The sequence below is a fragment of the Pseudoxanthomonas sp. PXM01 genome (assembly GCF_014851815.1).
GTDB lineage: Bacteria > Pseudomonadota > Gammaproteobacteria > Xanthomonadales > Xanthomonadaceae > Pseudoxanthomonas_A.
In genome coordinates this window covers 475399-500929 of sequence record NZ_JACVAJ010000001.1, presented here as the reverse complement: position 1 = coordinate 500929, position 25531 = coordinate 475399, and the positions used below count along the sequence as shown (strand labels likewise).

21 protein-coding genes, 1 other RNA gene and 1 pseudogene are annotated in these 25531 nt (G+C 67.6%); 13 read left to right on the top strand and 10 right to left on the bottom strand.

The window, feature by feature from the left end:
• Positions 1–2: 2 nt before the first annotated feature.
• On the bottom strand, positions 3–674 hold the full coding sequence (locus IB230_RS02190) for a hypothetical protein (protein ID WP_192268288.1): 672 nt from the start codon (positions 672–674) through the stop codon (positions 3–5).
• A 119-nt stretch (positions 675–793) separates the two neighbouring features.
• Between IB230_RS02190 and alr the strand changes: the two genes are divergently transcribed.
• The 5 genes and pseudogenes from alr (at position 794) to IB230_RS02165 (ending at position 8254) form a co-directional block, all read left to right on the top strand.
• Entirely contained in the window at positions 794–1984 is a 1191-nt protein-coding gene (gene alr, locus IB230_RS02185) for an alanine racemase (RefSeq protein ID WP_192268286.1), read from the top strand.
• Positions 1985–2016: 32 nt separating this feature from the next.
• On the top strand, positions 2017–3435 hold the full coding sequence (locus tag IB230_RS02180; RefSeq protein WP_192268284.1) for a deoxyribodipyrimidine photo-lyase: 1419 nt from the start codon (positions 2017–2019) through the stop codon (positions 3433–3435).
• A gap of 59 nt (positions 3436–3494) precedes the next feature.
• Positions 3495–4955, top strand: a complete 1461-nt coding sequence (locus tag IB230_RS02175; protein WP_192268282.1) for a wax ester/triacylglycerol synthase family O-acyltransferase — start codon at positions 3495–3497, stop codon at positions 4953–4955.
• Between the two features lie 210 nt (positions 4956–5165).
• Positions 5166–5738 (top strand): annotated as a pseudogene (locus IB230_RS02170) (OmpA family protein); the annotation flags it as partial.
• Positions 5739–5890: 152 nt separating this feature from the next.
• Positions 5891–8254, top strand: coding sequence for a Tex family protein (locus tag IB230_RS02165; protein ID WP_192268279.1), 2364 nt, complete (start codon positions 5891–5893; stop codon positions 8252–8254).
• 34 nt (positions 8255–8288) lie between these two features.
• On the opposite strand, the gene IB230_RS02160 is transcribed toward IB230_RS02165, so the two are convergent.
• On the bottom strand, positions 8289–10337 hold the full coding sequence (locus IB230_RS02160) for a hypothetical protein (RefSeq protein ID WP_225589137.1): 2049 nt from the start codon (positions 10335–10337) through the stop codon (positions 8289–8291).
• Positions 10338–10543: 206 nt separating this feature from the next.
• Here IB230_RS02160 and IB230_RS02155 point away from each other — a divergent pair, with 206 nt between their 5' ends.
• Entirely contained in the window at positions 10544–11794 is a 1251-nt protein-coding gene (locus IB230_RS02155) for a DUF1343 domain-containing protein (RefSeq protein ID WP_192268275.1), read from the top strand.
• A gap of 92 nt (positions 11795–11886) precedes the next feature.
• On the opposite strand, the gene IB230_RS02150 is transcribed toward IB230_RS02155, so the two are convergent.
• The 6 genes from IB230_RS02150 to smpB form a co-directional block, all read right to left on the bottom strand.
• Complete coding sequence (locus IB230_RS02150; RefSeq protein ID WP_192268273.1) at positions 11887–12519, bottom strand: DUF2894 domain-containing protein; 633 nt, start codon at positions 12517–12519, stop codon at positions 11887–11889.
• Positions 12519–13160 (bottom strand): OmpA family protein, encoded by a 642-nt coding sequence (locus IB230_RS02145; RefSeq protein WP_192268271.1) that lies wholly within the window; start codon positions 13158–13160, stop codon positions 12519–12521. The genes IB230_RS02150 and IB230_RS02145 overlap by 1 nt, the downstream gene beginning before the upstream one ends.
• Positions 13157–15244, bottom strand: a complete 2088-nt coding sequence (locus IB230_RS02140) for a DUF802 domain-containing protein (protein ID WP_192268269.1) — start codon at positions 15242–15244, stop codon at positions 13157–13159. The genes IB230_RS02145 and IB230_RS02140 overlap by 4 nt, the downstream gene beginning before the upstream one ends.
• Complete coding sequence (locus tag IB230_RS02135) at positions 15241–15906, bottom strand: DUF3348 family protein (protein ID WP_192268267.1); 666 nt, start codon at positions 15904–15906, stop codon at positions 15241–15243. Before IB230_RS02135 ends, IB230_RS02140 begins: the two co-directional genes overlap by 4 nt.
• 130 nt (positions 15907–16036) lie before the next feature.
• Positions 16037–16390: a transfer-messenger RNA gene (gene ssrA, locus IB230_RS02130) on the bottom strand.
• Positions 16391–16636: 246 nt separating this feature from the next.
• On the bottom strand, positions 16637–17125 hold the full coding sequence (smpB, locus tag IB230_RS02125; RefSeq protein ID WP_192268265.1) for an SsrA-binding protein SmpB: 489 nt from the start codon (positions 17123–17125) through the stop codon (positions 16637–16639).
• A gap of 41 nt (positions 17126–17166) precedes the next feature.
• Between smpB and IB230_RS02120 the strand changes: the two genes are divergently transcribed.
• Both IB230_RS02120 and IB230_RS02115 read left to right on the top strand, forming a co-directional pair.
• The gene (locus IB230_RS02120; RefSeq protein ID WP_192268263.1) at positions 17167–17595 is read left to right on the top strand and encodes a type II toxin-antitoxin system RatA family toxin; all 429 of its coding nucleotides are present in this window, start codon (positions 17167–17169) and stop codon (positions 17593–17595) included.
• Between the two features lies 1 nt (position 17596).
• Positions 17597–17845, top strand: coding sequence for an RnfH family protein (locus tag IB230_RS02115; protein WP_192271216.1), 249 nt, complete (start codon positions 17597–17599; stop codon positions 17843–17845).
• Between the two features lie 4 nt (positions 17846–17849).
• Here IB230_RS02115 and bamE read toward each other — a convergent pair whose 3' ends face one another.
• Positions 17850–18245, bottom strand: coding sequence for an outer membrane protein assembly factor BamE (bamE, locus tag IB230_RS02110; RefSeq protein ID WP_192268261.1), 396 nt, complete (start codon positions 18243–18245; stop codon positions 17850–17852).
• 103 nt (positions 18246–18348) lie between these two features.
• Between bamE and fur the strand changes: the two genes are divergently transcribed.
• On the top strand, positions 18349–18753 hold the full coding sequence (fur, locus tag IB230_RS02105) for a ferric iron uptake transcriptional regulator (RefSeq protein WP_192268259.1): 405 nt from the start codon (positions 18349–18351) through the stop codon (positions 18751–18753).
• 114 nt (positions 18754–18867) lie between these two features.
• Here fur and recN read toward each other — a convergent pair whose 3' ends face one another.
• Positions 18868–20535: a DNA repair protein RecN gene (recN, locus tag IB230_RS02100; protein WP_192268257.1), complete on the bottom strand. Its 1668-nt coding sequence runs from the start codon at positions 20533–20535 to the stop codon at positions 18868–18870.
• A gap of 88 nt (positions 20536–20623) precedes the next feature.
• Here recN and hrcA point away from each other — a divergent pair, with 88 nt between their 5' ends.
• The 4 genes from hrcA to dnaJ all read left to right on the top strand — a co-directional run bounded on the left by hrcA (position 20624) and on the right by dnaJ (position 25487).
• Positions 20624–21673 carry a heat-inducible transcriptional repressor HrcA gene (hrcA, locus tag IB230_RS02095; RefSeq protein ID WP_192268254.1) on the top strand — a complete coding sequence of 350 codons (1050 nt, stop codon included), beginning with the start codon at positions 20624–20626 and terminating at the stop codon, positions 21671–21673.
• A gap of 41 nt (positions 21674–21714) precedes the next feature.
• Positions 21715–22236, top strand: coding sequence for a nucleotide exchange factor GrpE (gene grpE, locus IB230_RS02090; protein WP_192268252.1), 522 nt, complete (start codon positions 21715–21717; stop codon positions 22234–22236).
• 109 nt (positions 22237–22345) lie between these two features.
• Positions 22346–24271: a molecular chaperone DnaK gene (gene dnaK / locus IB230_RS02085; protein ID WP_192268250.1), complete on the top strand. Its 1926-nt coding sequence runs from the start codon at positions 22346–22348 to the stop codon at positions 24269–24271.
• A gap of 94 nt (positions 24272–24365) precedes the next feature.
• The gene (gene dnaJ / locus IB230_RS02080) at positions 24366–25487 is read left to right on the top strand and encodes a molecular chaperone DnaJ (protein ID WP_192268248.1); all 1122 of its coding nucleotides are present in this window, start codon (positions 24366–24368) and stop codon (positions 25485–25487) included.
• Positions 25488–25531: the final 44 nt, after the last annotated feature.

Here is a 25531-nt window from a genome sequence, read left to right as displayed (position 1 = left end):
CACTACTTGCGGATAAAGTAGCTCACGTATACATCGCCCGTGGCATCGCCGGCCACGGTCGTGCTGACATCGAAGAACGACTCCCGGAACCAGGTTTCCTGCATCATGTAGCCGACCAGACGCTGGAAGTCGGTCTTGGCGAGCTGCTGCGGGTTCCGCGTGGTCGCCACAGCCGTCAGCATGCACAAGCTCTTGCTGCAACGGGGTCGACTGATTTCCAGACGAGAGAACTCGCGGGCATGGCGCTCGATCACCTGTTGGATGAGGGCCTCCAGCCGCGGAGACCAGTCGGGGTCCGCAGGCTCCGAACGGCCCAGTGTTTCGTAGTCCTTCGCGTCCGTGCTGGTGGTCCGCAGTCCTGCGAGGAACTTGTCCACCCGACGCTCCCCTTCCACAGACAGTGGACGCACGCCAGCGCTGGTGTCTGAGCCCAATGCCGGCGGTCGTGCTGCATCTTGTGCCGCAGCGATCGTTTCACCGGCTACGTCGGGATGGCCCGATGCCGGCATCGGTGCGTCCGCGGCGGCGGCTGGTGCGCCGGAGGCCTCGATGGAGGGGGTGGTGACACGCACAGGGCGCGCGCTATCGGGCTTCGATACCGCATCCATGCTCGCCGTGCGCATCCACAGCCATGTGCCGACACCAGCGACGAGCAGTACGGCGAGCACGATCATTGCATGCGACCTGGAGCGCGGTTCCATGGAGGCCAGTCCTTTTGAGGTCTGCCCGCAGCCTAGCGCATCCCTGAGCGCACGGTGGCAGTGATGGGAATCGCTGACGCTACAATCCGCTCATGACCCTCCCGGCTGATGACGCTGTGTTACCCCTGCACGAACGCCCCGAGGCGAACGACCGGCCCACGCGAATCCGGGTGGACCTGGAGGCGATCGGCCACAACTTCCATGTGTTGGAGGCCCACGCAGGCGTACCTGTCATGGGCATCGTCAAGGCCAATGCCTACGGGCATGGATTGGTGCCGGTCGCGCTCCACTTGCAGGCACAGGGTATCGGCCAGCTTGGTGTTGCACTGGTGGAGGAGGGGCTGGCGCTGCGTCGTGCGGGTGTCGCCGTGCCCATCCTTGTCATGGGTGGCATCCACGCACCCCAGGTCAGCCAGTTCCTCGCCTGTGATCTCGAAGTGACGGTGTCATCGATCGCCAAGCTTGGCCAAGTGGCCCAGGCGGCGGAGGCGCTGGGCCGCAAGGCGGTGATCCATCTCAAGATCGACACCGGCATGGAACGCATCGGCGTGCACAGCGAGAACGCCGCGCCACTGATCGAGGCCGCGCTGGCGTCGCCCTGGTGCAAGTTGAAGGGCATTTACTCGCATCTCGCATGTTCGGATGACCCGGCGTCGCCGATGACGCAGGAGCAATTGCAGCGCTTCCTGCATGCGTGCGGGTACTTTGATCGCGTCGGTGCGCCCATGCCGATCCGCCATCTCGCCAACTCCGGCGGCGTACTGCACTTTCCCGACACCTGCCTGGACATGGTGCGTCCGGGCATCGCGCTCTACGGTGTGATGCCGGATCCCGCGTCGCGCCCGACCGTTGCGCTGAAGCCCGCGCTGTCGCTGGTGTCCAAGGTGGTGTACTTCAAGGTGGTGAAGGCGGGCCGCACCGTCAGCTACGGCGCCACCTGGACGGCCTCGACGGACACGCGGGTGATCACCGTGCCCATCGGCTACGGCGACGGCTATCCGCGTTCGCTGTCCTCGCGCGGCGAGGTGCTGGTGCGCGGTGAGCGCCATCCCATCGTGGGGCGGGTCTGCATGGACCAGTTCATGGTGGACCTCGGCCCGTCGGGCACGGCGTACAACGAGGACGAAGTGGTCCTGATCGGCCGGCAGGATGACGACGCGATCACCTGCGAGGCCGTGGCGCAGACCGCCGGCACGATCCCGTACGAGATCCTGACCGGCCTCAATGCGCGCATCCCACGCGAGTATGTCGGCGGTGCATCCACCGGGACGTCCGCCGCGTAAGCGGTAGGGTTCTCGCCGAGAGTTTCGCCCGCATGCCTCACGCGCTCGTCTGGTTCCGCCACGATCTCCGCCTGGACGATCAGCCCGCGCTGCGCGCCGCGCTCGAGGGCGGGTTCACGCCCATCCCGGTGTACGTGTTCGCGCCGGAAGAGGAGGGCGAGTGGGCGCCGGGCGGAGCATCGATGGCCTGGCTGCACAAGTCGCTGGCCGCGCTCGATGCGGACCTGCAGGTGCGTGGATCCCGCCTGCTGCTGCGCCGAGGAGGAAGTGCGGCCGCGTTGGACCTGTTGCTGGAACAGACGGGCGCTGAAGCGGTGTTCTGGAACCGCAAGTACGAGCCCGCCACCCAGCCGCGCGATGCGGCCTTGAAGAAGACCCTGCGCGAACGCGGGCTGCAGGTGGAGAGCTTCAACGGTAGCCTGCTGTTCGAGCCCTGGGACCTGGCCACGCAACAAGGCAATCCGTACAAGGTGTTCACGCCTTTCTGGCGATCGGCGTTGACCCAGTGGCGCGCGCCGTCGCCGTGGGACGCGCCCGCTACGCTGCCGAACGTGGACGCCGCCCTGCACAGCGACACACTCGATAGCTGGAAGCTGGTGCCGGCGCTCGGCTGGGATGCAGGCTTCTGGGAGACGTGGATGCCCGGAGAAACGGGCGCGCGTGAAGCGCTCGAAATCTTCGTCGACGGCGCGCTCAACGGCTACCGCAGCGATCGCGATCGTCCGGACCGCGTCGGCACGTCACGGATCTCGCCGCACCTGCACTTCGGCGAGGTCGCCCCCTGGCGCATCGTCGCTGAACTGGAACGCGCGCGCACTGCGTCCAACAGCGCCGACATGGATGGCTATATTCGCGAGCTGGGCTGGCGCGAGTTCGCGTACCACCTGCTGCACCACTTCCCGCAGACCACCACGCAAAACCTCAATCCACGCTTCGAGCATTTCGACTGGGCGAAGCTGGATCCGGACGCCATGCAGGCCTGGCAGCGGGGTCGTACCGGCGTGCCGATCATCGACGCGGGCCTTCGCGAGCTGTGGGCTACCGGCTACATGCACAACCGCGTGCGCATGATCGTCGCCAGCTACCTGACCAAGCACCTGCGCTACCACTGGCTGCACGGTGCGCGCTGGTTCTGGGACACGCTGGTCGACGCCGACCTGGCCAACAACACGCTGGGCTGGCAGTGGGTCGCGGGCACCGGGGCCGATGCCGCGCCGTACTTCCGCGTCTTCAATCCGGTCACGCAGGCCGAGAAGTTCGATCCGAAGGGCAGCTACATCGCGCGCTGGGTGCCGGAGCTGGCGGAGGTGCCGCTGCCGCTGCGTTTCGCGCCGTGGCAGAAGCCCGACGTGCTGGCCAGGCTCGCGCCCGGCTATCCCTGGCTCCCGATCGCCGATCTGGCGGCCGGTCGCGAAGGCGCGCTGGCCGCCTACCGCAAGACCGCCGACTAGGCCGCGTTGACGCCTTTCGGCGCCGCGTGCTTCACTCGGCGCGGGACAGGAGGGCAAGCATGGCCACGAAGAAAGCGTCGGCAAAGCCGCGTCGCGAGCCGATGTCGCGAGTCGATACCGCCTGGTTGCGGATGTGCCGTCCGACCAACCCGATGATGATCACCGGCGTGCTGATGTTTGACGAGCCGATGACGCTCGACACGCTGAAGCAGGTCATCAAGAAGCGCTTCCTAGCTTATCCGCGCTTCCTCCAGAAGGCCGTCGACACGCCAGCGGGCGCGTCGTGGGTGACCGATCCCGACTTCGACCTCGACTGGCACGTGCGCCTGTCCGCATTGCCGGGGCGTCACGATCCCAAATCGGAGAAGAAGGCGCTGGAGCGATTCACCAGCCAGATGGCCTCCACGCCGCTCGACAAGACCAAGCCGCTTTGGCAGTTCCACCTGATCGAACGCTATGGCACCGGCTCGGCCCTGGTCGCACGCATCCATCACAGCTATGCGGACGGCATCGCGCTGGTCCAGGTGTTGCTGTCGCTGACCGATACCAGCCGCAAACCCGATGCCGGCAAGGATCTGCGTTCGAGCTGGCTGAAGAAGGATGGCGCGGAGGTCGTGCGCCGCGTCGGTGCCATCGACCGTTACGTGCAGATCGGCGGCAAGGTGATCGGCAAGGGCATGGAGATGATGCAGGACCCCACGCTGGCCACGATGCTGGCGAAGGAGGGCGGCGAGATCGGCCGAGAGCTGCTGCATGCGCTGTCGCTGTCGGACGACCCGCCGACGCTGCTGCGCGGCAAGCTGGGGGTGAGCAAGCGCGTGGCGTGGGCCGAGCCGCTGGATCTGGAGGAAGTGAAAGCGGTCGGCCGTGCCTGCGACTGCACGGTCAACGATGTGCTGATGGCCGCCGCGGCCGGTGCGTTGCGCAGCTACATGCTGGAACGCGGCGAGCAGCTCGACGGCGTGACCTTGCGCGCAACGGTGCCGGTCAACCTGCGACCGCTCGAGCACGCCCGCAAGCTGGGCAACCACTTCGGCCTCGTGTTCCTCGACCTGCCGGTCGGCGAGGACAACCCGATCCGTCGCCTCGAACGGGTTGCCGAGTGCATGCGGGATCTCAAGAACTCGCGTCAAGCCATTGTTGCATTTGGACTTCTTGCTGCGCTCGGCATGGCGCCATCGGCCATCCAGAGCGTCGCGCTGGAGCTGTTCTCGCGCAAAGCAACGGCGGTGGCGACCAACGTGCCAGGCCCCCAGCAGCCGCTCTACATGGGTGGTTCGCGACTCAGGGACATGATGTTCTGGGTGCCGCAGACCGGCTCGATCGGCATTGGCGTGTCGATCCTCAGCTACAACGGTCGCGTGCATTTCGGCCTGATCTCCGATGCCAAGCTGATCCCCGATCCGGATGCGGTGATCCGCCGCTTCGGTCCGGAGTTCGAGAAGCTGCTGTACCTGTCGCTGATGGGCGACTGGGGGCAGACATTGGATGCGCCGGCGGCCACCGCGCTGTTGTCCTGATCCCCGCCGCCACCTGAATGAACAGGGCTCAAATCGCATGAAGTGAACACTCCGCTGGTTAGGCTTGCCCCCGTTCCGCGTCACCCCGCAAGCCACCCAGGAGGACTCATGAATGCGATGCTGAAGACCGGCGCCCTTGCGGCACTAACCGTCACGATGCTTGGCGGTTGCGCCAGCTACACCGGCCAGACCAACGATCCCAACGACCCTAACCGCACCCAGCGCGGCGCGCTGATCGGCGCCGGCATCGGCGCGGTCGCCGGCCTGCTCAGTGGCGGCGATGCCACCGAGCGCCGCCAGCGTGCGCTGGTCGGTGCCGGCGTGGGCGGCCTCACCGGCGGCGCCATCGGCGCCTACCAGGACCGCCAGGAAGCCGAACTGCGACGCCAGACCGCCGGCACCGGCATCGACGTCAGCCGCGATGGCGACGTCATCAAGCTCAACCTGCCTGACGGCGTGACCTTCGACTTCGGCAAGGCCGACCTGAAGTCGCAGTTCTATCCGGCGCTCAACAACGTGGCGTCGACATTGCGCGAGTACAACCAGACGATCGTGGAAGTCAGCGGCCACACCGACAGTGTCGGCTCCGATGCCGTCAACCAGCGCCTGTCCGAGCAGCGCGCCGCATCGGTCGGCAACTACCTGATCGGCCAGGGCCTGCAGCGCGAGCGTTTCGAGATCGTCGGCATGGGCAAGCGCTATCCGATCGCCAGCAACGACACCGACTCGGGGCGTGCCGCCAACCGCCGCGTCGAGGTTCGCGTGCTGCCGGTGCGTTCGTAACACGTCAACGCGAGATGGGCGAAACGGGCCGCGCAAGCGGCCCGTTTTCTTTGGCGGGTCTGCCATCCGCTGTCAACCCGTTTCCAGCACCGCCATCCGTTGCCACAATCGGGGTCCCACCCGATCCATCGGGTCATTCAAGTACGGACGCAATGCAAGACCGCAATCCCCAGATCGCCCAGCACATCGCTGCCACCATCGCCACCGAGATCGGCGCGCAGACTGCCCAGGCCAAGGCTGCCATTGTGCTGCTGGATGAGGGCGCCACGGTGCCGTTCATCGCACGCTATCGCAAGGAAGTCACGGGCGGCCTCGACGACACCCAGTTGCGCAACCTCGAAGTGCGCCTGACCTACCTGCGCGAACTGGAAGACCGCCGCGCTGCCGTGCTTGCCAGCATCGATGAGCAGGGCAAGCTGACCGATGTACTCCGTGCGGAGATCGAGGCCGCGGACACGAAGTCGCGGCTGGAAGATCTCTATCTGCCGTACAAGCCCAAGCGCCGCACCCGCGCGCAGATCGCGCGCGAAGCCGGTCTGGAGCCGTTGGCCGACGGTCTGCTCGCAGACCCGACGCAGGTGCCCGAGACCGCAGCGGCCGCCTACATCGATGCCGAGAAGGGTGTCGCCGATGCAAAGGCGGCGCTCGATGGCGCGCGCGCGATCCTGATGGAGCGCTGGGGCGAGAACGCCGGGCTGGTGGGCGAGCTGCGCGGCTGGATGGCCGACGTGGGCGTGATCCGCGCCAAGGTCGCCGAGGGCAAGGAAAACGAAGGTGCGAAGTACCGCGACTACTTCGACCACGCCGAATCACTGGCGAAGATTCCCTCGCACCGCCTGCTGGCGCTGTTCCGTGCGCGCCGCGAAGAGATCCTGCTGCTCGATCTCGATCCGGGCATGGAGGCCGAGCCAGGCCATCAGCAGGCAGAAGGTCGCGTGGCGGTGCACGCCGGGGTCTCCGCGCAGGGCCGCGCCGCCGACAAGTGGCTGCTGGATGCCTGCCGCCTGACCTGGCGCGCCAAGCTGCACATGCACCTGCTGCTCGACCTGTTCAACCAGGCGCGGGAGAAGGCCGAAGCCGAGGCCATCACCGTGTTCGGCGACAACCTCAAAGATCTGCTGCTGGCCGCGCCAGCAGGACCGAAAGCCGTGCTGGGTCTCGATCCCGGACTGCGCACCGGCGTGAAGGTCGCCGTGGTCGACCGTACCGGCAAGCTGGTCGACACCGCGACCATCTATCCGCACGAACCCAAGCGTCAGTGGGACCAGTCGCTGCACGTGCTGCGCGCGCTGTGCACGAAGCACCGGGTCGACCTGATCGCCATCGGCAACGGCACCGCCAGCCGCGAGACCGACAAGCTGGCCGGCGATCTCATCAAGCAGGCCGCCGAGCTGAAGATGGACAAGATCGTCGTCAGCGAAGCGGGCGCGTCGGTCTACTCGGCGTCCGAGTTCGCGGCGAAGGAGTTTCCTGATCTGGACGTCAGCATCCGTGGCGCAGTGTCCATCGCGCGCCGCCTGCAGGATCCGCTGGCGGAGCTGGTCAAGATCGAGCCGAAGGCGATCGGCGTCGGCCAGTACCAGCACGACGTCGACCAGTTCCGCCTGGCGCGTGCGCTGGACGCGCGCGTCGAGGACTGCGTCAACGCGGTGGGTGTGGACGTCAACACGGCGTCGGCGGCACTGTTGACGCGCGTGTCCGGTCTGTCGTCGACGGTAGCCGAGAACATCGTCCGCTTCCGCGACGAGCACGGTGCCTTCCGCACCCGAAAAGCGCTCCTGGGCGTGCCGCGTCTGGGCGAGAAAACCTTCGAGCAGTGTGCCGGCTTCCTGCGCATCGCCGATGGCGACGAGCCGCTGGACGCCTCGTCGGTGCACCCGGAAGCCTATCCGGTGGTGGAACGCATCCTCGCCGGCAGCGGCCGGCAGGTGAAGCAGATTGTCGGCGACATCGTGTTTCTGCGTGCGGTGAAGGCCGAGCAGTACACCGACGACAAGTTCGGCGTGCCGACCATCCGCGACATCCTGAAGGAACTGGAGAAGCCCGGCCGCGACCCGCGTCCCGAGTTCAAGGCCGCGCGTTTCGCCGACGGCGTGGAGGACATCAAGGACCTGCGCGAAGGGATGATCCTGGAAGGGGTGGTCAGCAACGTGGCCGCGTTCGGTGCGTTCGTCGACATCGGCGTGCACCAGGACGGCCTGATCCACATCTCCGCGCTGGCCGACCGCTACGTGAAGGATCCCCGCGAGGTGGTGAAGGCCGGCGACATCGTCAAGGTGAAGGTGTTGGAGGTCGACGTGGCCCGCAAGCGCATCGCGCTGACGCGCCGCCTGGACGACGCGCCGGCCCCGCAGGCCCCGCGCGAAGCCCGCAACAACGATCCGCGACCGCCGCGCGGACAGGACCGCGGCAATCCGCGTGACCAGCGGCGTGGCCCGGCTCCTGCAAAAACGACGGCGGCACCCGCGGACAACGCGCTGGCCGCGGCGTTCGCCCGCGCAAAGGGGCAGGGCTGATCAAGGCGCGCTCCCGGACAGGGAGCGCGTTTCCTCAGGGCGTGGAAGCCGCGTAGGGCGCGAGGTAGCGGTTCAGGCCGCCACCGCGCAACGTCGCCGCCGCGGCGCTCCAGTCAACCGGCTTGCCGGCCTTCAGTGCGTCCAGCACCGCGACCACGGACAACTCCACTTCCGGCAGTGCGGATGCACCGGTGGCGCTGCGCCGCTGTTCGATGGCCTCGAACAGCACGGCGTTGGCCTCCGCATAGGACAACGCTGCGGTCGTGCCGTGCGCATCGCGCCACGTCGGCGTGGCGAGCACGCCGTTGACGTGCGAGAGGATCAGCCACGTCGCGCGGCCGATCAGTTTCAGGTTGCCGGGCTGTACGCTGGTCATGGTGTTGCCGACCACGCGGCCCCGCTTGGCCATCACGCCGGTGGAATGCGCGTTGAGCAGCATCTTCAGCACGATGGTCTGGTTGAGCTCGAAGGCATCGCGCTGCGGTACCGTCACCGCGATCACCGGCACCGGACGGGGCAGGGCGGCGACATCGCGCAGCACGTCCGAATCCAGCGGTCGCGCGGACACCGAGAACAGGACCAGTTCCGCACCGGCCGCCGTCGCCGCCTCCAGCCACGTGCGGTTGGCAGCCTGGTGCGCTTCGTCACCGAGCAGGATCAGCGCGCCGGAATCGCCTGCGGCGGGCGCATTGCGCTGCATGTTCGCCGCGGAGTACGACAGGTCGTACAGCGCCTGCTGTTCGTCGCCGGCATTGGACAGGCCACGCAGCGCGGCTTCCTTCAGGTAGGGATCGGCGATGCCGTTCTCGAACGGCGGCAGGTACAGCGCCTTGTCGAGGCCATGGAACGGCCGGTGCAGCAGTGCCTGCCAGGCCTGCGCGCCGTCGTCGGCCGGCGTCCACACCTGGATCCAGGAACGACGCTCGGTCGCATTGACCGCATCCAGCGGCCCCAGGCGGAATGTCGGCGCGCGTTCGGTCACGTCCACGAACACCGGCATCAGTGCGCGCGTGGCCAGGTAGGTGGCGCGGTGGCCGTTCGCGTAGCTCGCGGCCTCGCGATCGGTCCATGCGGCCAGCCTGGGCGCAGCGGCCGCGGCGGTCTGCTGCAGCGTGGTGAAGCCGCGCAGGCGGTCAGCGATGCTGGCCTCGCCGAAGCTGAGCGACGCCAGTTCGTCGGCCGACAACACGTCGCGCAGCAGTGCGCGGGTGGCGTCTTCCAGCACGACACCCAGCACGTACAGGCTGGTGGTGGTGGCCTGCATGCGGGTGGAACCCGTGATCGCCTGCGGACCTGTCGGCAGCGCGATCTTGGTGATACGCGCATCGTCGAGCACGCGGCGGCTGCGTTCGAACGGGCGCAGCACGTCATCGGGATTGTTGTAGACGAACCAGGTGCGCCGCGCGTCCGTACCTGCCTGGTCGGCGGCGGCCAGTGCGGTGCCGATCACGGCGGACGTTTCACCGCCCTCGGTGACCGCGAACACCAGATCGTGCGGCCGGATACCATTGTCCTGCAGCTGCAGTCGGCCGATCTCGGGAATGTCCTCGAAGCCTTCCAGCGAAGCGATCAGTGCACGGTCGCCGCCGGTGATCTCGCCGCGCACGCGCTCGCCAAGGGCGGGATAGCGTGCATCGATCTTCGCCGAGAGCGGCGATTGCGCGGTGCGCTGCCAGAAGGGCCGCCACAGGCCGCTCTCGATGGTTTCGGCCAGACGGCCGGTGGAACCGGTTCCGTAGAAGTACAGGCGGTGGCCTTCGCGCAATGCGCGGGTGATCTCGTGCGAAGCGGTCTCCAGCGCGGCCAGCCGGGCCGGATCGTCAGCCACGCCCCGCAGCGCCTTGGCGATGTCTTCGTCCACCGCCAGCAGCGAGGCCAGGCCATCGGTGGTATCGGCGGCGATGCGCGTGCTCAGGTCGAAGCTGCGTGGATGGCGCTGCTCGGTCAGCAGGCTGTGCAACTGGAACTGCTGCTTGTTCGCCACGAAATCCTGCGATTGCGCTGACGGCGACACCCCCAGGCGGTTCGATGCGGGTTGGGCCGCCGCGGGGGCCAGCACGCCGGCCATGACAAGGAAAGACATGCTGTGCATGATGCGTTTCGCCATACGGGACATCGGATCCCTCACCTGACAACGGAAGAATGCGTCGGTACCGGCGGCAGATCCCCTTCGCACGGTGCCGGACGCAGGCTGCTATCGTCGCGACAACGATAGCAAACGGTCGCGACACTATGCCCCGGTTCCCTCGTCCGCTGCATGCTGCACTGCGCCCCACGGCGCGCGGACTGATGCTTGCCTTGCTCTGCGCCGGTGCTGTGGCGCCCGCGCTGTCGGCCCAATCTGTGGTCGACGAACCCGTCTGCGACTGCGCCGTCACCGCGCCACGCCTTGGTATCGAGGTGCTGTTGGAGCAGCGCCTCGACCTGCTGCGGGGCAAGCGGGTGGGGCTGGTGACCAACGCCACCGGCGTGGATGCGCAACTGCGCAGCAGCGTGGATCGCCTCGCCGGGCAGTCGGATTTCAAGCTGGTGGCGCTGTTCGGTCCCGAACACGGCGTGCGCGGCGACGTGCAGGCCGGCGACAAGGTCGCGTCCACGCGCGATGCCGTCACCGGCCTGCCGGTGCACAGTCTGTACGGGGAGCATCGCGAACCGACGCCGGCCATGCTGGAAGGCATCGACGTGCTGGTGTTCGACATCCAGGACGTCGGCACGCGCTTCTACACGTACCCGTATACGCTGGCCGGGGTGATGCACGCCGCTAAGCGCGCGGGCATTCCCGTCGTTGTCGCCGACCGTCCCGATCCCATGGGCGGGGTCCTGGTGGAAGGCCCGGTGCTCGAGCCCCCGCTGGCCTCGTTCGTAGGCCTGTTCCCGATTCCCCTGCGGCACGGCATGACGCTCGGCGAACTGGCCATGCTGTTCAACAGCGAGTTCGGCATCGGCGCCGAGTTGCACGTGGTGGCGATGCACGGCTGGCAGCGGGGCGACGAACCGCTGCGAAGCGCGCTGCCTTGGGTGCCGCCGTCCCCCAACATGCCGACACCCGACACCGCGCTGGTCTATCCGGGTACGGGCCTGCTGGAAGGCACCAACGTCTCCGAAGGCCGTGGCACAACGCGACCGTTCGAGACCGTGGGTGCGCCCTGGGTAGATGCGCGAGCGCTCGCAGAACGACTCAACGCCATGCAACTGCCGGGCGTGCATTTCCGTCCCACCTGGTTCACGCCTACGTTCTCCAAGCATGCCGGCGAGGCCTGCGCGGGCATCCAGCTGCATGTCACCGAGCGCACCGCCTTCCGTCCGGTGCGTACCGGTGTTGCCGTGCTGAAGGCGCTGCACGATCAGCATCCGAAGGATTTCGCGTTCCTGCCCGGCGATCCGCCGTTTTTCGACCGGCTTGCCGGCGTGCCGTGGCTGCGCGGGGCCATCACGGGCGGAGAGGGCATCGATGTCATCGAGGCCCGCTGGGCGCCTGCACTCGAACAGTTCCGGACACTGCGGCAGCGCCATCTGCTGTACCCGGAGCGTGAACGGTAGGGAAGACGTGCCGTGGGCGCGATGTCGGTCACGATGACGCGCTACGGATGATTCATCGCGACTGAGATCGCGCCCGCGATGAGCGCCCGGACTCAGGCCGGGCGCTTGCGGGTCCGGCTGCGGCGAGCGGGCCTGCCGCTGTCCGCGCCGAGCGGCGCCACGGGACTGCGTTCCTGCTGCAGGCGCTCCAGCGACGACAGCGTGTCGGTGTAGGCGATGAAATGCTGCAGATAACCCGGCGATACATCGCGCATGAAGTGCAGCGCACGGTGCACCAGCTTGCCGGAGTTGAGCGGGCCGGCGTCGGCAGGCAGATCGTCCAGCGACGCGCGCAGCTGGCTGTCGGTGCGCACCTGGGTCCACACGCGGCGGGCCTCCTCGAGCACCGCTGGTGCGTGGCCGGCCGGCGTACCGGTGTGCGTGTCCGCGGTCGGCTGCCCAGGGGTGCGCGACTGCAATGCGGTCACCAGCAGGCGCAGTGCGCTGTCTTCGGATGGCGCGGTCTCGCGTGGCGACCTCGGCGTCCATGTTGCGAGATCGCTGGCATAGGTCGCGATCAGGCCGGACAGGCGTGCGTCCAGCAGGCGTCGGGCCGCGCCTTCGTGGGCGCGCGCCCGTGTCGCCAGCGCGTCGATGAAGGCGAAGCGCACCGGGTCCATGCGCTCGGCGCCGCGAGCGCGCCAGCCTGCCAGCTGCGCGGCGGCGGACAGGGCGTCGCCGTCCATCAGGGCGTGGCCTGGCGCTTGGCGGGACGCGCGATCGGCGCGATCTCGACGCGACGGTTACGTGCGCGACCGTCCTCGCTGTCGTTCGCGCTGACCGGCTGCTCGGCACCGAACGCGGCCGCGAAGACTGACGACGACGGCACGCCGTCGGCGATCAGCGTGCGGGTGACGGTCAGCGAACGCTGTGCGGACAGCTCCCAGTTGTCGGCGAACTGGCGGTTGTTGCCGCTCACCTGGCGGTCGTCGGTGAAGCCGCTGACCATCAGGATCTCGTCGCGCGTGCGCAGGTAGCCGGCCAGCGGCGCGGCCAGGCCCTTCAGCAGTTCGCGGCCTTCCGGCTGCAACTGGTCGGAGTTCAGCGCGAACAGCACGTTGCCGCGGATGCCGATGCGGCCGTCCACGATCGTCACCCGGCCTTCGGCCAGCGGTTCGGCAAGCGCCTCTTCCAGTGCCTTGCGCTGCTGCGCTTCCAGCTCGCGGCGCTTCACTTCCTCGTCCAGTCGCTGCGACAGCTGCGCCTGCACGGCGATCACACCGACCAGCACCAGCACGAATGCGCCCAACAGCACCGACATCAGGTCGCCAAAGCTGGCCCAGACAGGCGCGCCGAGCTCGGCGTCGTCTCCGGTCTCGACGCTCACGCGGCTTCTGCCGGCTGCGCGCCGCCCAACTGCTGCAGGTCGAGAGTGATCTGCCGCTGCGCGGACAGGCTGAGGTCGATGACCTCGCGAGCCTGCGCCACGTAGTACGCGAGCTGATCGTCGCTGCGCGCCAGCGAACGGTCGAGCGCGCTTTCGATGCCCTGCAGCCGAACCAGCAGCTCCTCGTTCGACTGGCCGAAGGCTTGCACCGCGGTGCCGAGCGCGTCGCCGAGGCTGGCGACTTCGGTGGCGCCGGCGGCGACCTGCGCGACGATGCCGCCCAGCTTGCCGGTCTCGGCTTCGACATGGTCGGTGAAGCGGGTGCCTACGCGGTCGAGCAGGTCGGCCGAGGTGGCAACCAGCGCATCGATGGCGCCGCGCTGTTCGGTGGAGGCGTGGTTCACCGCGTCGAGCAGGGTCTGCAATGTGCCCATCAGCTGATTGCGCTCTTCCAGCATCGCGGTGTCGCGGACCATGCTGTCGGACAGCTTCTGCCGCAGTTCGGCGATGACGTCCGCCGCCGCACGCGGCGCTTCCGACGCGACCTGCACGAGTTGCGAGATCTCGGCGATGGTCTGGGCGGAATGCGCTTGCGCCTGCGCGGTGATGTCCTGCGTGCTGCGCGACAGGGCGTCGCAGATGTCCTGCTGCAGAGTTGCAGTCCGTGCGCCGGCCTGTTCCCACTGCGTCTGCAGGATGGCGCCGGTCGTCGCCAGCCGCTCCGCCCACGCTGCGAGACGTGGTTCATCCTGCGCGACGAGCGCCTGCTGGACATCGGCATGCGACGACGCGATCGCGTCGAGGAGCGACGTGGCGTGGCGCCGCATGTCGTCGGCGTTGGCGGCCAGGGCCTGCTCGTTGCGCGCGGCGATGCCGGCGCTGGTGGCTTCCTGCTGTGCGAGCACCTGGTTCCAGCGGTCCGACTGTGTTGCGGCGCTGCGTTCCAGCTGCGACGACACGCCGTCGATCAGCGCGGAGGCGCGCGTGTCGAATGCAAGGGACAGGCGCTCGGTCAGCGCCTGCATGTCGCCGGTGAGCGCAGCGTTCGAGCGCTGCTGCTGCTCGAGCGCTGTCGTCCAACTGGCCGCTGCCGCCGTTGCGGCGGCACCGAAGCCAGCACTCAGTCCATCCAGTTGGCGCTGTACGGCCTCGGTGACGGTGGTCTGCATCGCCACACTTTCGCGGGCGAGCCCGGCCAGCGTCGCTTCGGTCGACGGTTGCAGTGCGGCGACCACGGCACGCGCGCTCGCGTCGACCCCTGACTTCAGTGCCTGCTCGAACGACGTGGCCCACTGCGCCTGTGCCGCTTCGGTACGTTCGTGGAAGGCCTGCTGGTGTGTGGCCAGGCGTTCGCCAGCGGCGGCGTTCTGCGTTTCGATCGACGCCACCATCGCCTGCAGGCGTTCGACCAGGTCCGGCATCAGCGCAGCCTGCTGCTGCAGCAGGCGGAACGATTCCTCCCGTTGGAATGCCTGCGAATGCGTGTGCAGTGAGGAGGCGATTTCCGCATCGAGCAGATGCACGGCTTGCAGCCGCTCGCGACGGCTGAGCGCGGCAAGCAGGCCGAGTACGGCCGAAGCCGCCACACCGGCGATCGAGGTGCCGAACGCGAAGCCCAGGCCTTTCACCGGTGCCGCCAGAGAGCCGCGGATAGCGTCGATGTCGGTGGCGCTTTCCAGCGCCAGGCCGGTGCCGCGCAGCGTGGCCATCATGCCTAGCAGCGTGCCGAGCATGCCCAGCAGCACCAGCAGACCGACCAGGTACGGCGTCAGGGCCGGAGCGGGCAGCGCGACGCGTTCGCCTTCGACGCGTTGGCGCACCGAGGGGCGCAGGCTCGCGTGCAGTGACGACAGCCACGCCGATAGTCCGTCCTTGGCGGCCGAGGTGTCCGCGACGGCGCGCAGCAGGGTGTCGGTCGCCTGCCGGTAGCGATGCAGTTCCAGCACGCCCGCCAGGTAGCAGGCGCCGATCACCAGGGTGACGACCACGCCCAGCGCATGCGTACCGACGTAGCCGGCCCCGATCCAGGTGACGATGGCGAGGCCCAGCAGGGAAAGGGGCGCGAACAGGAAATGTCGGTTCATGGTGTTCCGGAAACAGGTGAAGAACGAAGCGCGGCGAGCAGCGCTTCGATGGGATGGAAGCGAACGTCGAGCTCGGCGAGCAGTACGTCCTGCAGGTCGCGGCGGAACGTGGCCAGCCACGTGTCGTCCGCCGCGTCGGCGTTGGTCTGCTTCAACCGGTCGAAATGCTGGCCGAGCAGGGTGGGGGTGGCGGCCAGCAGGGTCTGCTCGCGCGGGCTGAGGGTCATCTCCATGACCGCGTCGACCTCGGCCAGCCGCGCCTGGTCGGCGGTGCCCTTCGCCAATGCATCGCGCAGGCGCCCACGCAGCTGGCCGGTAGCGGCCTGCATCGAGCGCTGCAGGTCCAGGCAGTGGCGGTGGAACGGCGCTACGTCGTCCCCAGCCAGCAGGTCCAGCCGGTCTCGGCGCAGGATCGCGGTGGTCAGGGTCGCGCGAGCACGCGCGCAGGCGGCTTCCTCTGCATCGACCGGGATCGCGTCGCTGGGTCCAGCCGTCGATCCGTCGAGGGCCCGCGACAGCGCGATGGCGCGGTTCCAGTCGAGCCACTGGCCGAGTCGCTCGGACAATGCGGGGGCAGCAGGGAGGTCGAGGTCGCCCAGCCGGGCGAGGCGCCGGACGAAGGCGGGGGCCGAGACGGCGACCCGGGATTGCGGTAATGCCACGCTGACACTCAAAAAAGACGGCAATTTTACAGGAAGCACCAAGCCGGCAGGCCGGATCCGGGCTCAATCTGAGGCGAGCGAACCGACGGGCAAAGAAAAAGCCGGAACCTCGCGGTTCCGGCTTTCTGAATGGTGGAGGTGGGCGGAATTGAACCGCCGTCCGAAGGCACTCCATCCCCGGTACTACATGCTTATCCCACCGTTGGATCTCGTCCTGCGACAGCACGGTGGGCGAAGCGCACCGCAGGACCAGCCTGTTTTAGGTTAACCGGAAGCTGACAGGCAGCCACTCCCGGCGATTCCGTGATGATGACCTTACGCTGCGAGCACGGACACAAGCAGTTTCAGGGCTTACGCCTTAAGCGGCGAGAGCGTAGTTGTCGTCGTTGGCAACTAGAGTTTTGCCGCTGGATTTACGAGGAAAGCTGCCCCCTCGGCATGCACCAGGCAACTTCGCAACCCCCGTCGAAGCCAGTGCACCCCCGGGAGTCAGAAACGTCCTGACGAAGACCAGTGTAGGGGCGGGGTAGGCAGGTGACAAGGCTCGGGGTGGGCGGGGGTCAACCGGGCTTCACCTAGTGGAGGCCGGTTGTGGGAGCGACGTAAGTCGCGATCGCTGTTCCCGATAGGCACGCCAGGGATGCAAGCCCGGTTGATAGGGGGAGCGCTGGCCGAAGCGCTCGCGACTTACGTCGCTCCCACACCCAACATCCACATCCGATCCGGGGTCTCACGCATCCTTGTTGTGCTGGCGCATCACGCGCGACTTCTCGCGTGCCCAGTCGCGGTCCTTCTCGCTCGCACGCTTGTCGTGGGTCTGCTTGCCCTTGGCCAGGGCGATCTCGGCCTTCACCTTGTTGCCCTTCCAGTACAGCGAGGTCGGCACCAGCGTGTAGCCGTCGCGCTCGACCTTGCCGATCAGGCTGTCGATCTCGTTCCGGTGCAGCAGCAGCTTGCGGGTACGACGGTCGTCGGCCACCACATGGCTGGAGGCCTGGATCAGCGGCGTGATCTGCGCGCCGAACAGGAAGATCTCGCCATGACGGACGATCGCATAGGCCTCGGTGATGTTGGCGCGACCGGCGCGGATCGCCTTCAGTTCCCATCCCTGCAGGGCGAGGCCCGCCTCGTAGCGCTCCTCGAAGTGGTACTCGTGACGGGCGCGCTTGTTCAGCGCGATCGTGCCCGTTGCTTTATTCTTGTCCGGTTTCTTTGCCATCCGTCCTATTGTCGCCGAAGGCGGAACCCTACGCGAGCCACATGCAAACGATCCGCCGCAGCGCCCTGGTCGAACACTCGGCCACCCGGATGTTCGACCTGGTCAACGACGTGGCCGCCTATCCGCGCCGGTTCGACTGGTGCAGCGCCGCCGACCTGATCGAGCAGGGTGAGGCGAGGCTGGTCGCCCGGCTCGACCTTGGGCTGGGCTCGCTGCGGACCTGGTTCACCACTGAAAACACGCTGGACCGCCCGCACCGCATCGACATGAACCTGGTCGACGGGCCTTTCCGCAAGCTGCACGGGCGCTGGGACTTCCACGCGCTGGACGAATCGGCCTGCAAGGTCACGCTGACGCTGGAATTCGAGCCGTCCAGCCGCCTGCTGGCGCCGGCAATGGCATTGGGCTTTCAGGGGCTGGCGGACCGCATGGTGGACGACTTCGTGCGTGCCGCCGATCGGGGCGAATGACGTGCGGGTGGAAGTGATCCGGGCATGGCCGCACCGGTTCGAATCGGTGGCGCTGGAGATGTCAGCGGGGGACACCGTGGCGGATGCGCTCGCGGCCAGCGGCTTTGCGGATGCGGAGCATACGGGCGTCGCGGTGCACGGTGTGAATGCCACGAGCGCCACCGTATTGAACGAAGGCGACCGCGTGGAAGTGCTGCGGCCGTTGCTGATCGACCCGAAAGAGGCGCGCCGGCGTCGGGCGCGCGGTTGAGCGCTTAGCGGCGGCGGCCGCCCTTCTTCTTTTCCTTGGCGAGGTTCGGACCGAACTTGCGCACGTCGCGCGATAGCTGCAGGTCCGCCTCGGGGAAATACTCGCCTTCCCAACTGGCCAGCACGCCGCCATTGAAGATCAGCGTGAGGTTCTTGATCTCGCTGGTACCGCGGCGGTTGGTGCGGTTGCTCGCGGTGTAGTCCCAGCGGTCGGCGTGGAACGGGTCGGCGATCGACGGGCTGCCCAGCAGCGACTGCACCTGCTGCTTGCTCTGTCCTGCCTGCAGCTGGTCCACGGCCGTCTTCTCGATCAGGTTGCCCTGGTAGATCGGCTGCTTGTAGAGGATGCCGCAGCCAGTGGTGGCGGAAGCGAGGACGGCAACCAGCAGGAATTTGCGCATTGGGACAGGTACGGTGGGAAACCGGGCCGATGATACACTCCCGCGGACCGCCGCAACCGAGCTTCAGGCAGCTGGCGCTAAACCGAGAGTGAACGGAGACGCCATGGAATCGCAGGATCTACGCAAAGTCGGCCTCAAGGTCACCCACCCGCGCATGCGCATCCTGGAGTTGCTGGAGCAGAAGAACGCCCAGCACCATCTGAGCGCGGAAGACATCTATCGCCAATTGCTCGAGCACGGCGATGAGATCGGCCTGGCGACGGTGTATCGCGTGCTGACCCAGTTCGAGGCCGCGGGCCTGGTGCTGAAGCACAACTTCGAGGGCGGCCAGGCCGTCTACGAACTCGATCGTGGCGGGCATCACGACCACATGGTGGACGTGGACACCGGCAAGATCATCGAGTTCGAAAGCGTCGAGATCGAAAAACTCCAGCGGGAGATCGCGGCCAAGCACGGCTATATCCTGGAAGAGCACTCGCTGGTGCTCTACGTCCGCAAGAAGCGCTGACAGCGGGAGATTCGTGGCGGCAGGTGTGGGAGCGACGTAAGTCGTGAAGCAGCGTCGCCGGTGAAACCTCATCGCGACTTGCGTCGCTCCCACCGGAAGAAGGGTGGGATGCCTTCAGACCGCGTTGGCCAATAGCCGCTTGGCGGCCGCGTGGGCTTCCTTGCTGACTTCCACGCCACCCAGCATGCGGGCCAGCTCCTCTTCGCGCTGTTTCGCGCCCAGCTTCTCGACGGCGCTCTGGGTCATGCCGTCCACGGGTGCCTTGCTGACCCGATAGTGGGCATGGCCCTGCGCGGCGACCTGGGGCAGGTGGGTGACGCACAGGACCTGCCGCTCGGCACCGAGTGCACGCAGTTTCTGGCCGACGATCTCGGCCACGGCGCCGCCGATGCCGGTGTCCACTTCATCGAAGATCATGGTGGGCACGGCGTCCAGGCCGAGCGCGGCGACTTCGATCGCCAGCGAGATGCGGGCGAGTTCGCCGCCTGAAGCGACCTTGCGCAGGGGGCGCGGTGGCTGACCCGCATTGGCCGAGACCAGGAATTCGACACGCTCGGCACCGGTAGGATCGGGACGTTCGCCTTCCAGGGGTTCCAGCGCGATCTCGAACCGGCCTCCGCCCATGCCCAGCTCGGCGATCAGCACCGTGGTCGTGTCGCTCAGGGACTTCGCGGCTTGCTGACGCGTACGGGTCAGCGTGGCCGCGGCATCGCGCCACTGCGCCCTGGCCGTCTCGATCTCACCGTTGAGCAGGAGCAGGCGCTCGCCGGCGCCGCGCAGCAAATCCAGTTCGGTGGCCAGGCGGTCGCTCTGCTCCTGCAGGCCGTCCAGCGGCACGCGGTGCTTGCGCGCGAGGTCGTGCACGCGGGCGAGCTTGCGTTCCAGTGCATCGAACTGCATCGGTTCGGCGTCTAGGTCGTCTCGCACCTGGCCGAGCAGGGACAGGGCTTCCTCGATCTGGATCGCGGCGCCATCCAGCAGCGCATCCACGTCGCGCAGGCGCGGCTCGTGTTCGGCCTGTCGGGCGAGATCGGCCCTGACCTGCTGCAACTGGCGCGTCAATGAGGGCGTATCGTCGCCGGCCAACTGGCCCAGCGCCGCGTCGCAGGCCTGGATCAGGCCGGCCGCGTGCGCCTGGCGGCGGTGGCTGGCCACCAGCGCGTCCAGCGCGGCGGGTGAAAGATCCTCGCACTGCAGCTCGACCAGTTGATGTTCCAGATAATTGATCCGGTCGGACACATCCCCCTGGCCCGACAACTGCTCGCGTTCGCGCAGCAGGGTCGTCCAGCAACGGGCGGCGTCGCGGACCGTGGCGCGCTCGCGGTCGTTGCGGGCGAAGGCGTCGAGCAGGTCCAGCTGGCTGTTGCGGGCGAGCAGCGCCTGGTGCTCGTGCTGGCCATGGATCTCGACCAGGCGGCCGGCCAGTTCGGCCAGTTGCGACAGGGTCACGCTGCGGCCGTTGATCCAGGCCCGCGAGCCGCCGTCGGCCCGGATCACCCGGCGCAACTGGCACTGGCCGTCATCGTCCAGCTCGTTGTCGGCCAGCCAGGCCTGCGCCGGCGAACCGGGGGCGGCGGCGAATTCGGCGGACAGTTCGGCACGCTCGGCGCCATGGCGGACCACTCCGCTGTCGGCACGCAGGCCGGACAGGAAGCCGAGGGCATCCACCAGCAGCGACTTGCCGGCGCCGGTTTCACCGGAAATGACGGTCATGCCGTCACCGAACTCCAGTTCGGCGGCGCGGACCACGGCGAAATCCTTCAGGGCGAGATGTCTGAGCATGCGGCGGATTGTAAGCGGAGCCGGCTCACCGACTGAGACACCCGGCGGCCGGCTTGCAAAGGCGAGGGCGCGACGTTATCTAGCTGCCATGAATACGCCATCGCCCCCGCTGGATCCGCGTGCCCGCCAGTTGCTGCGCACGTTGATCTCGCGCTACATCCACGATGGCGAACCGGTGGGGTCGCAGACGCTGGCCCGCCACGCGGGGCTGGAGGTCAGTCCGGCGACCATCCGCAACATCCTGTCCGAGCTGGAGGAAGTCGGGCTGCTGAGCTCGCCCCACACCTCGGCCGGCCGGATCCCGACGGCACAGGGCTACCGCGTGTTCGTCGACAGCCTGGTGCAGGTGAAGTCGCTGGGGGACGGCGAGGTGGCGCGCCTGCGCGCCGAACTGTCCGCCGGCGCCGGCACCCAGGCGCTGCTGGGCAATGCTTCCGAGCTGCTGTCGGCCATGACCCATTTCGTCGGTGTGGTCAGCGTGCCGCGGCGCGAGCAGTTCGCCTTCCGCTACATCGACTTCGTGCCGCTGGACGGGCAGCGGGTGATGGCCATCCTGGTGTTCGCCGACAACGATGTGCAGAACCGGGTCATCGAGACGCGGCGCCCCTACGAGCGCTCCGAGCTTGAGCGCATCTCCAATTACCTGAACACCCAGTTCGCGGGCCGGCCGCTGTCCGAGATCCGCGCCAACCTGCTGCGCGACCTGCGCCGGGCGCAGACCGAAATGGAGGGGCTGCTGGCCGAATCCATCGAACTGGCCGAGCAGGCACTGGCCCCGCCCGGCGACGACGTGGTGCTGGCAGGCCAGACCCGGTTGATGGGCGTGCAGGAGCTGTCCGACCTGGAGCGGCTGCGCGACCTGTTCGAGGCCTTCGCCCGCAAGCGCGAGATCCTGCAGCTGCTGGAACGCACGATCCGGGCACCCGGCGTGCGCATCTTCATCGGCGAGGACACGGGGCTGGCGCCGCATGACGGGGTTTCGGTGGTCACCGCGCCGTACATGGCGGGCGGGCAGGTGCTGGGCGTGCTGGGCGTCATCGGGCCCACGCGCATGGCCTACGATCGGGTGATTCCGGTGGTGCAGGCAGCGGCCGATGTCTTGGGTGCGGCCTTGAATCCGGAATCTACGGCCCCATAGGTTCCCGGTTGGGCGGCTGGACCTGCCGCCAGGGAACCGAAATGAACGAGCAGCACGAATACGACCTTCCGTCCGGCCAGGCGCCGGATACCGCCGAGACCGACGCCGCCCTGCTGGCAGAGCTGGAAACGCTGCGCAACGAGCTGGACCAGCTGCGCGCCACCACGCTGCTGGAGCGCGCCGACCTGGAAAACCAGCGTAAGCGCGTGGCCCGCGATATCGAGCAGGCCCGCAAGTTCGCCAACGAGCGCCTGCTGGGCGACCTGCTGCCGGTGTTCGACAGCCTGGACGCTGGCCTGGCCGCCGCCGGCGCCGAGTCCAGTCCGCTGAAGGACGGTCTGGAGCTCACCTTCAAGCAGTTGCTGAAGGTCGCCGGCGACAACGGCCTGACCCTGGTCGACCCCACCGGCGAAGCCTTCGATCCGGAACACCACCAGGCGATCAGCCAGGCCGATGCACCCGGTGCGGCGCCCGGTAGCGTCGTGCAGGTGTTCCAGAAGGGCTACGTGCTCAACGGCCGTCTGCTGCGCCCGGCGCTCGTGGTGGTCGCGAAGCACGACTGAACGCCTGCGCGACGGCGCTTGAACGGCGTCATCGCACCCCTATATCGGGACCATCCACCCGGCCGATCGCCGGGTCCAACATCAGAATTCGCTAGGGAGTGAGATTCAAATGGGCAAGATCATCGGCATCGACCTGGGCACGACCAATTCGTGCGTGGCGATCATGGACGGCGGCAAGGCCCGCGTCATCGAGAATTCGGAAGGCGACCGCACCACCCCCTCCATCGTGGCCTACACGAAGGACGGCGAAGTGCTGGTCGGCGCCTCGGCCAAGCGCCAGGCCGTGACCAATCCGAAGAACACCTTCTACGCGGTGAAGCGCCTGATCGGCCGCAAGTTCACCGACGCGGAAGTGAAGAAGGACCTGGACCTGGTCCCGTACGACATCATCGCGCATGAGAACGGCGATGCCTGGGTGCAGACGAGCGACGGCAAGAAGCTTTCGGCGCAGGAAATCTCCGCGCGCATCCTGGAGAAGATGAAGAAGACGGCCGAAGCCTTCCTCGGCGAGACCGTCACCGAAGCCGTCATCACCGTGCCGGCCTACTTCAACGACAGCCAGCGCCAGGCCACCAAGGACGCGGGCAAGATCGCCGGCCTGGACGTCAAGCGCATCATCAACGAACCCACCGCGGCCGCGCTGGCCTACGGCCTGGACAAGGGCGAGGGTGGGGCGGACCGCAAGATCGTGGTCTATGACCTGGGCGGCGGCACGTTCGACGTGTCGATCATCGAGATCGCCAACGTCGATGGCGAGAAGCAGTTCGAAGTGCTGGCCACCAACGGCGACACCTTCCTGGGCGGCGAAGACTTCGACAAGCGCGTCATCGACTACCTCGTCGAGGAATTCCAGAAGGACCAGGGCATCGACCTGCGCAAGGATCCGCTGGCGCTGCAGCGCCTGAAGGACGCGGCCGAGCGCGCCAAGATCGAACTGTCCAGCTCGCAGCAGACCGAAGTGAACCTGCCGTACGTGACGGCCGACGCGTCGGGTCCGAAGCACCTGAACATCAAACTGACCCGCGCCAAGCTGGAAGCCCTGGTCGAAGACCTGGTGAAGAAGACCATCGAGCCGTGCCGCATCGCGCTGAACGATGCCGGCCTGCGCGCCAGCGACATCGGCGAGGTGATCCTCGTCGGCGGCCAGACCCGCATGCCGAAGGTGCAGCAGGCGGTGGCCGAGTTCTTCGGCAAGGAGCCGCGCAAGGACGTCAACCCCGATGAGGCCGTGGCGCTGGGCGCCGCGATCCAGGGCGGCGTGCTGGCCGGCGACGTCAAGGACGTGCTGCTGCTCGACGTGACCCCGCTGTCGCTGGGCATCGAGACGCTGGGCGGCGTGTTCACCAAGATCATCGAGAAGAACACCACCATCCCGACCAAGGCCTCGCAGACCTTCTCCACCGCCGAGGACAACCAGTCCGCGGTGACGGTGCATGTGCTGCAGGGCGAGCGCGAGCAGGCCCGCTTCAACAAGTCGCTGGCCAAGTTCGACCTGTCCGGCATCGACGCCGCGCCGCGTGGCATGCCGCAGGTGGAGGTGTCGTTCGACATCGACGCCAACGGCATCCTGCACGTGTCGGCCAAGGACAAGAAGACCAACAAGGAACAGAAGGTCGAGATCAAGGCCGGTTCGGGCCTGTCCGAGGACGAAATCGCGCGCATGGTCGCCGATGCCGAGGCGCACCGCGAGGAGGACAAGAAGTTCCAGGAGCTGGTCCAGGCGCGCAACCACGCCGACGGCCTGATCCACGCCACCCGCAGCGCCATCACCGAGCACGGCAGCAAGGTGCCGGGCGATGTGATCGGCCGCGTGGAGTCCGCCATCGCCGAACTGGAAACCGCGATGAAGGGCGACGAGAAAACCCAGATCGAGGCCAAGGCCAAGGCGCTGGAAGAAGCCGGCCAGTCGCTGTATGCGGCAGCGGCATCGACCGACCAGCCGGGCGGTGGTGCCGGTCCGGCCGGCGGTGCTTCGGCGGCGGCCGACGACGTGGTCGACGCGGAGTTCACCGAAGTGAAGGACGACAAGAAGTAATCCCGGCCCACGGGATGCGGCGGACGGGAGACGTGGCCTGCCACGGCCTCCCGTTTTGCCATCCGGCGACCCAGCGAGATCAGCCTGACAGCACATGAGCAAGCGCGACTACTACGAAGTCCTGGGTGTGGCCCGGGACGCCAGCGACGAAGACCTGAAGAAGGCCTATCGCCGCTGCGCGATGAAGCACCACCCGGATCGCAACCCGGGCGACGCGGCGGCCGAAGCCGCGTTCAAGGAGTGCAAGGAGGCCTATGAAGTGTTGTCGGACGGCGCCAAGCGCCGCGCCTACGACGCGCACGGTCATGCCGCCTTCGAACATGGCATGGGCGGCGGCGGCGGTCCGGGCGGCCCGGACATGGGCGACATTTTCGGCGACATTTTCGGCAACATTTTCGGCGGCGGTGGCGCACGCGCGGCGCGGCGTGGTGCCGATGTCGGCTACGTGATGGAGCTGGACCTGGAAGAGGCCGTCGCCGGTGTCGAGAAGCGCATCGAAATTCCGTCGCTGGCACCCTGCGAGCCCTGCAAGGGCTCGGGCTCGGCGGATGGCAAGATCGAGACCTGCACCACCTGCGGCGGACGCGGCAACGTGCGCATGCAGCGCGGCATCTTCGCCATGCAGCAGGCCTGTCCTGCCTGTGGCGGGCGTGGCCAGACCATCAACAATCCCTGCACCAGCTGCCACGGCGCTGGACGGGTCGAGGAAGAGAAGGTCCTCTCGGTCAAGATTCCGGCCGGCGTGGACAGCGGCGACCGCATCCGCCTGAGCGGCGAAGGCGAAGCAGGACCGCCCGGCACGCCGGCGGGCGATCTGTACGTGGAAGTGCGCGTGCGTGAGCACGACATCTTCCAGCGCGATGGCGACGACCTGCATTGCGAAGTGCCGATCCGCATTTCCCAGGCTGCACTCGGCGACACGGTGCGTGTGCCGACGCTGCATGGCGAGGCGGAGATCCGCATTCCGGCCGAAACCCAGACCGGCAAGCTGTTCCGTCTGCGCGGCAAGGGCGTCAAGTCCGTGCGCAGCCGCAGCGAAGGCGACCTGTACTGCCGCGTCGTGGTCGAAACGCCGGTGAACCTGACCAACGAGCAGCGCGAACTGCTCGAGAAGTTCGAGGCCACCTTCATCGGCGACGAAGCACGCAAGCATTCGCCGAAGTCGGCGACGTTCCTCGATGGCGTGAAGGGGTTCTGGGACCGCATGACCTCCTGAGGCGCGGCCGTCCCGGCAAGCTTCTAGAATAGGGCTCCTTCGCG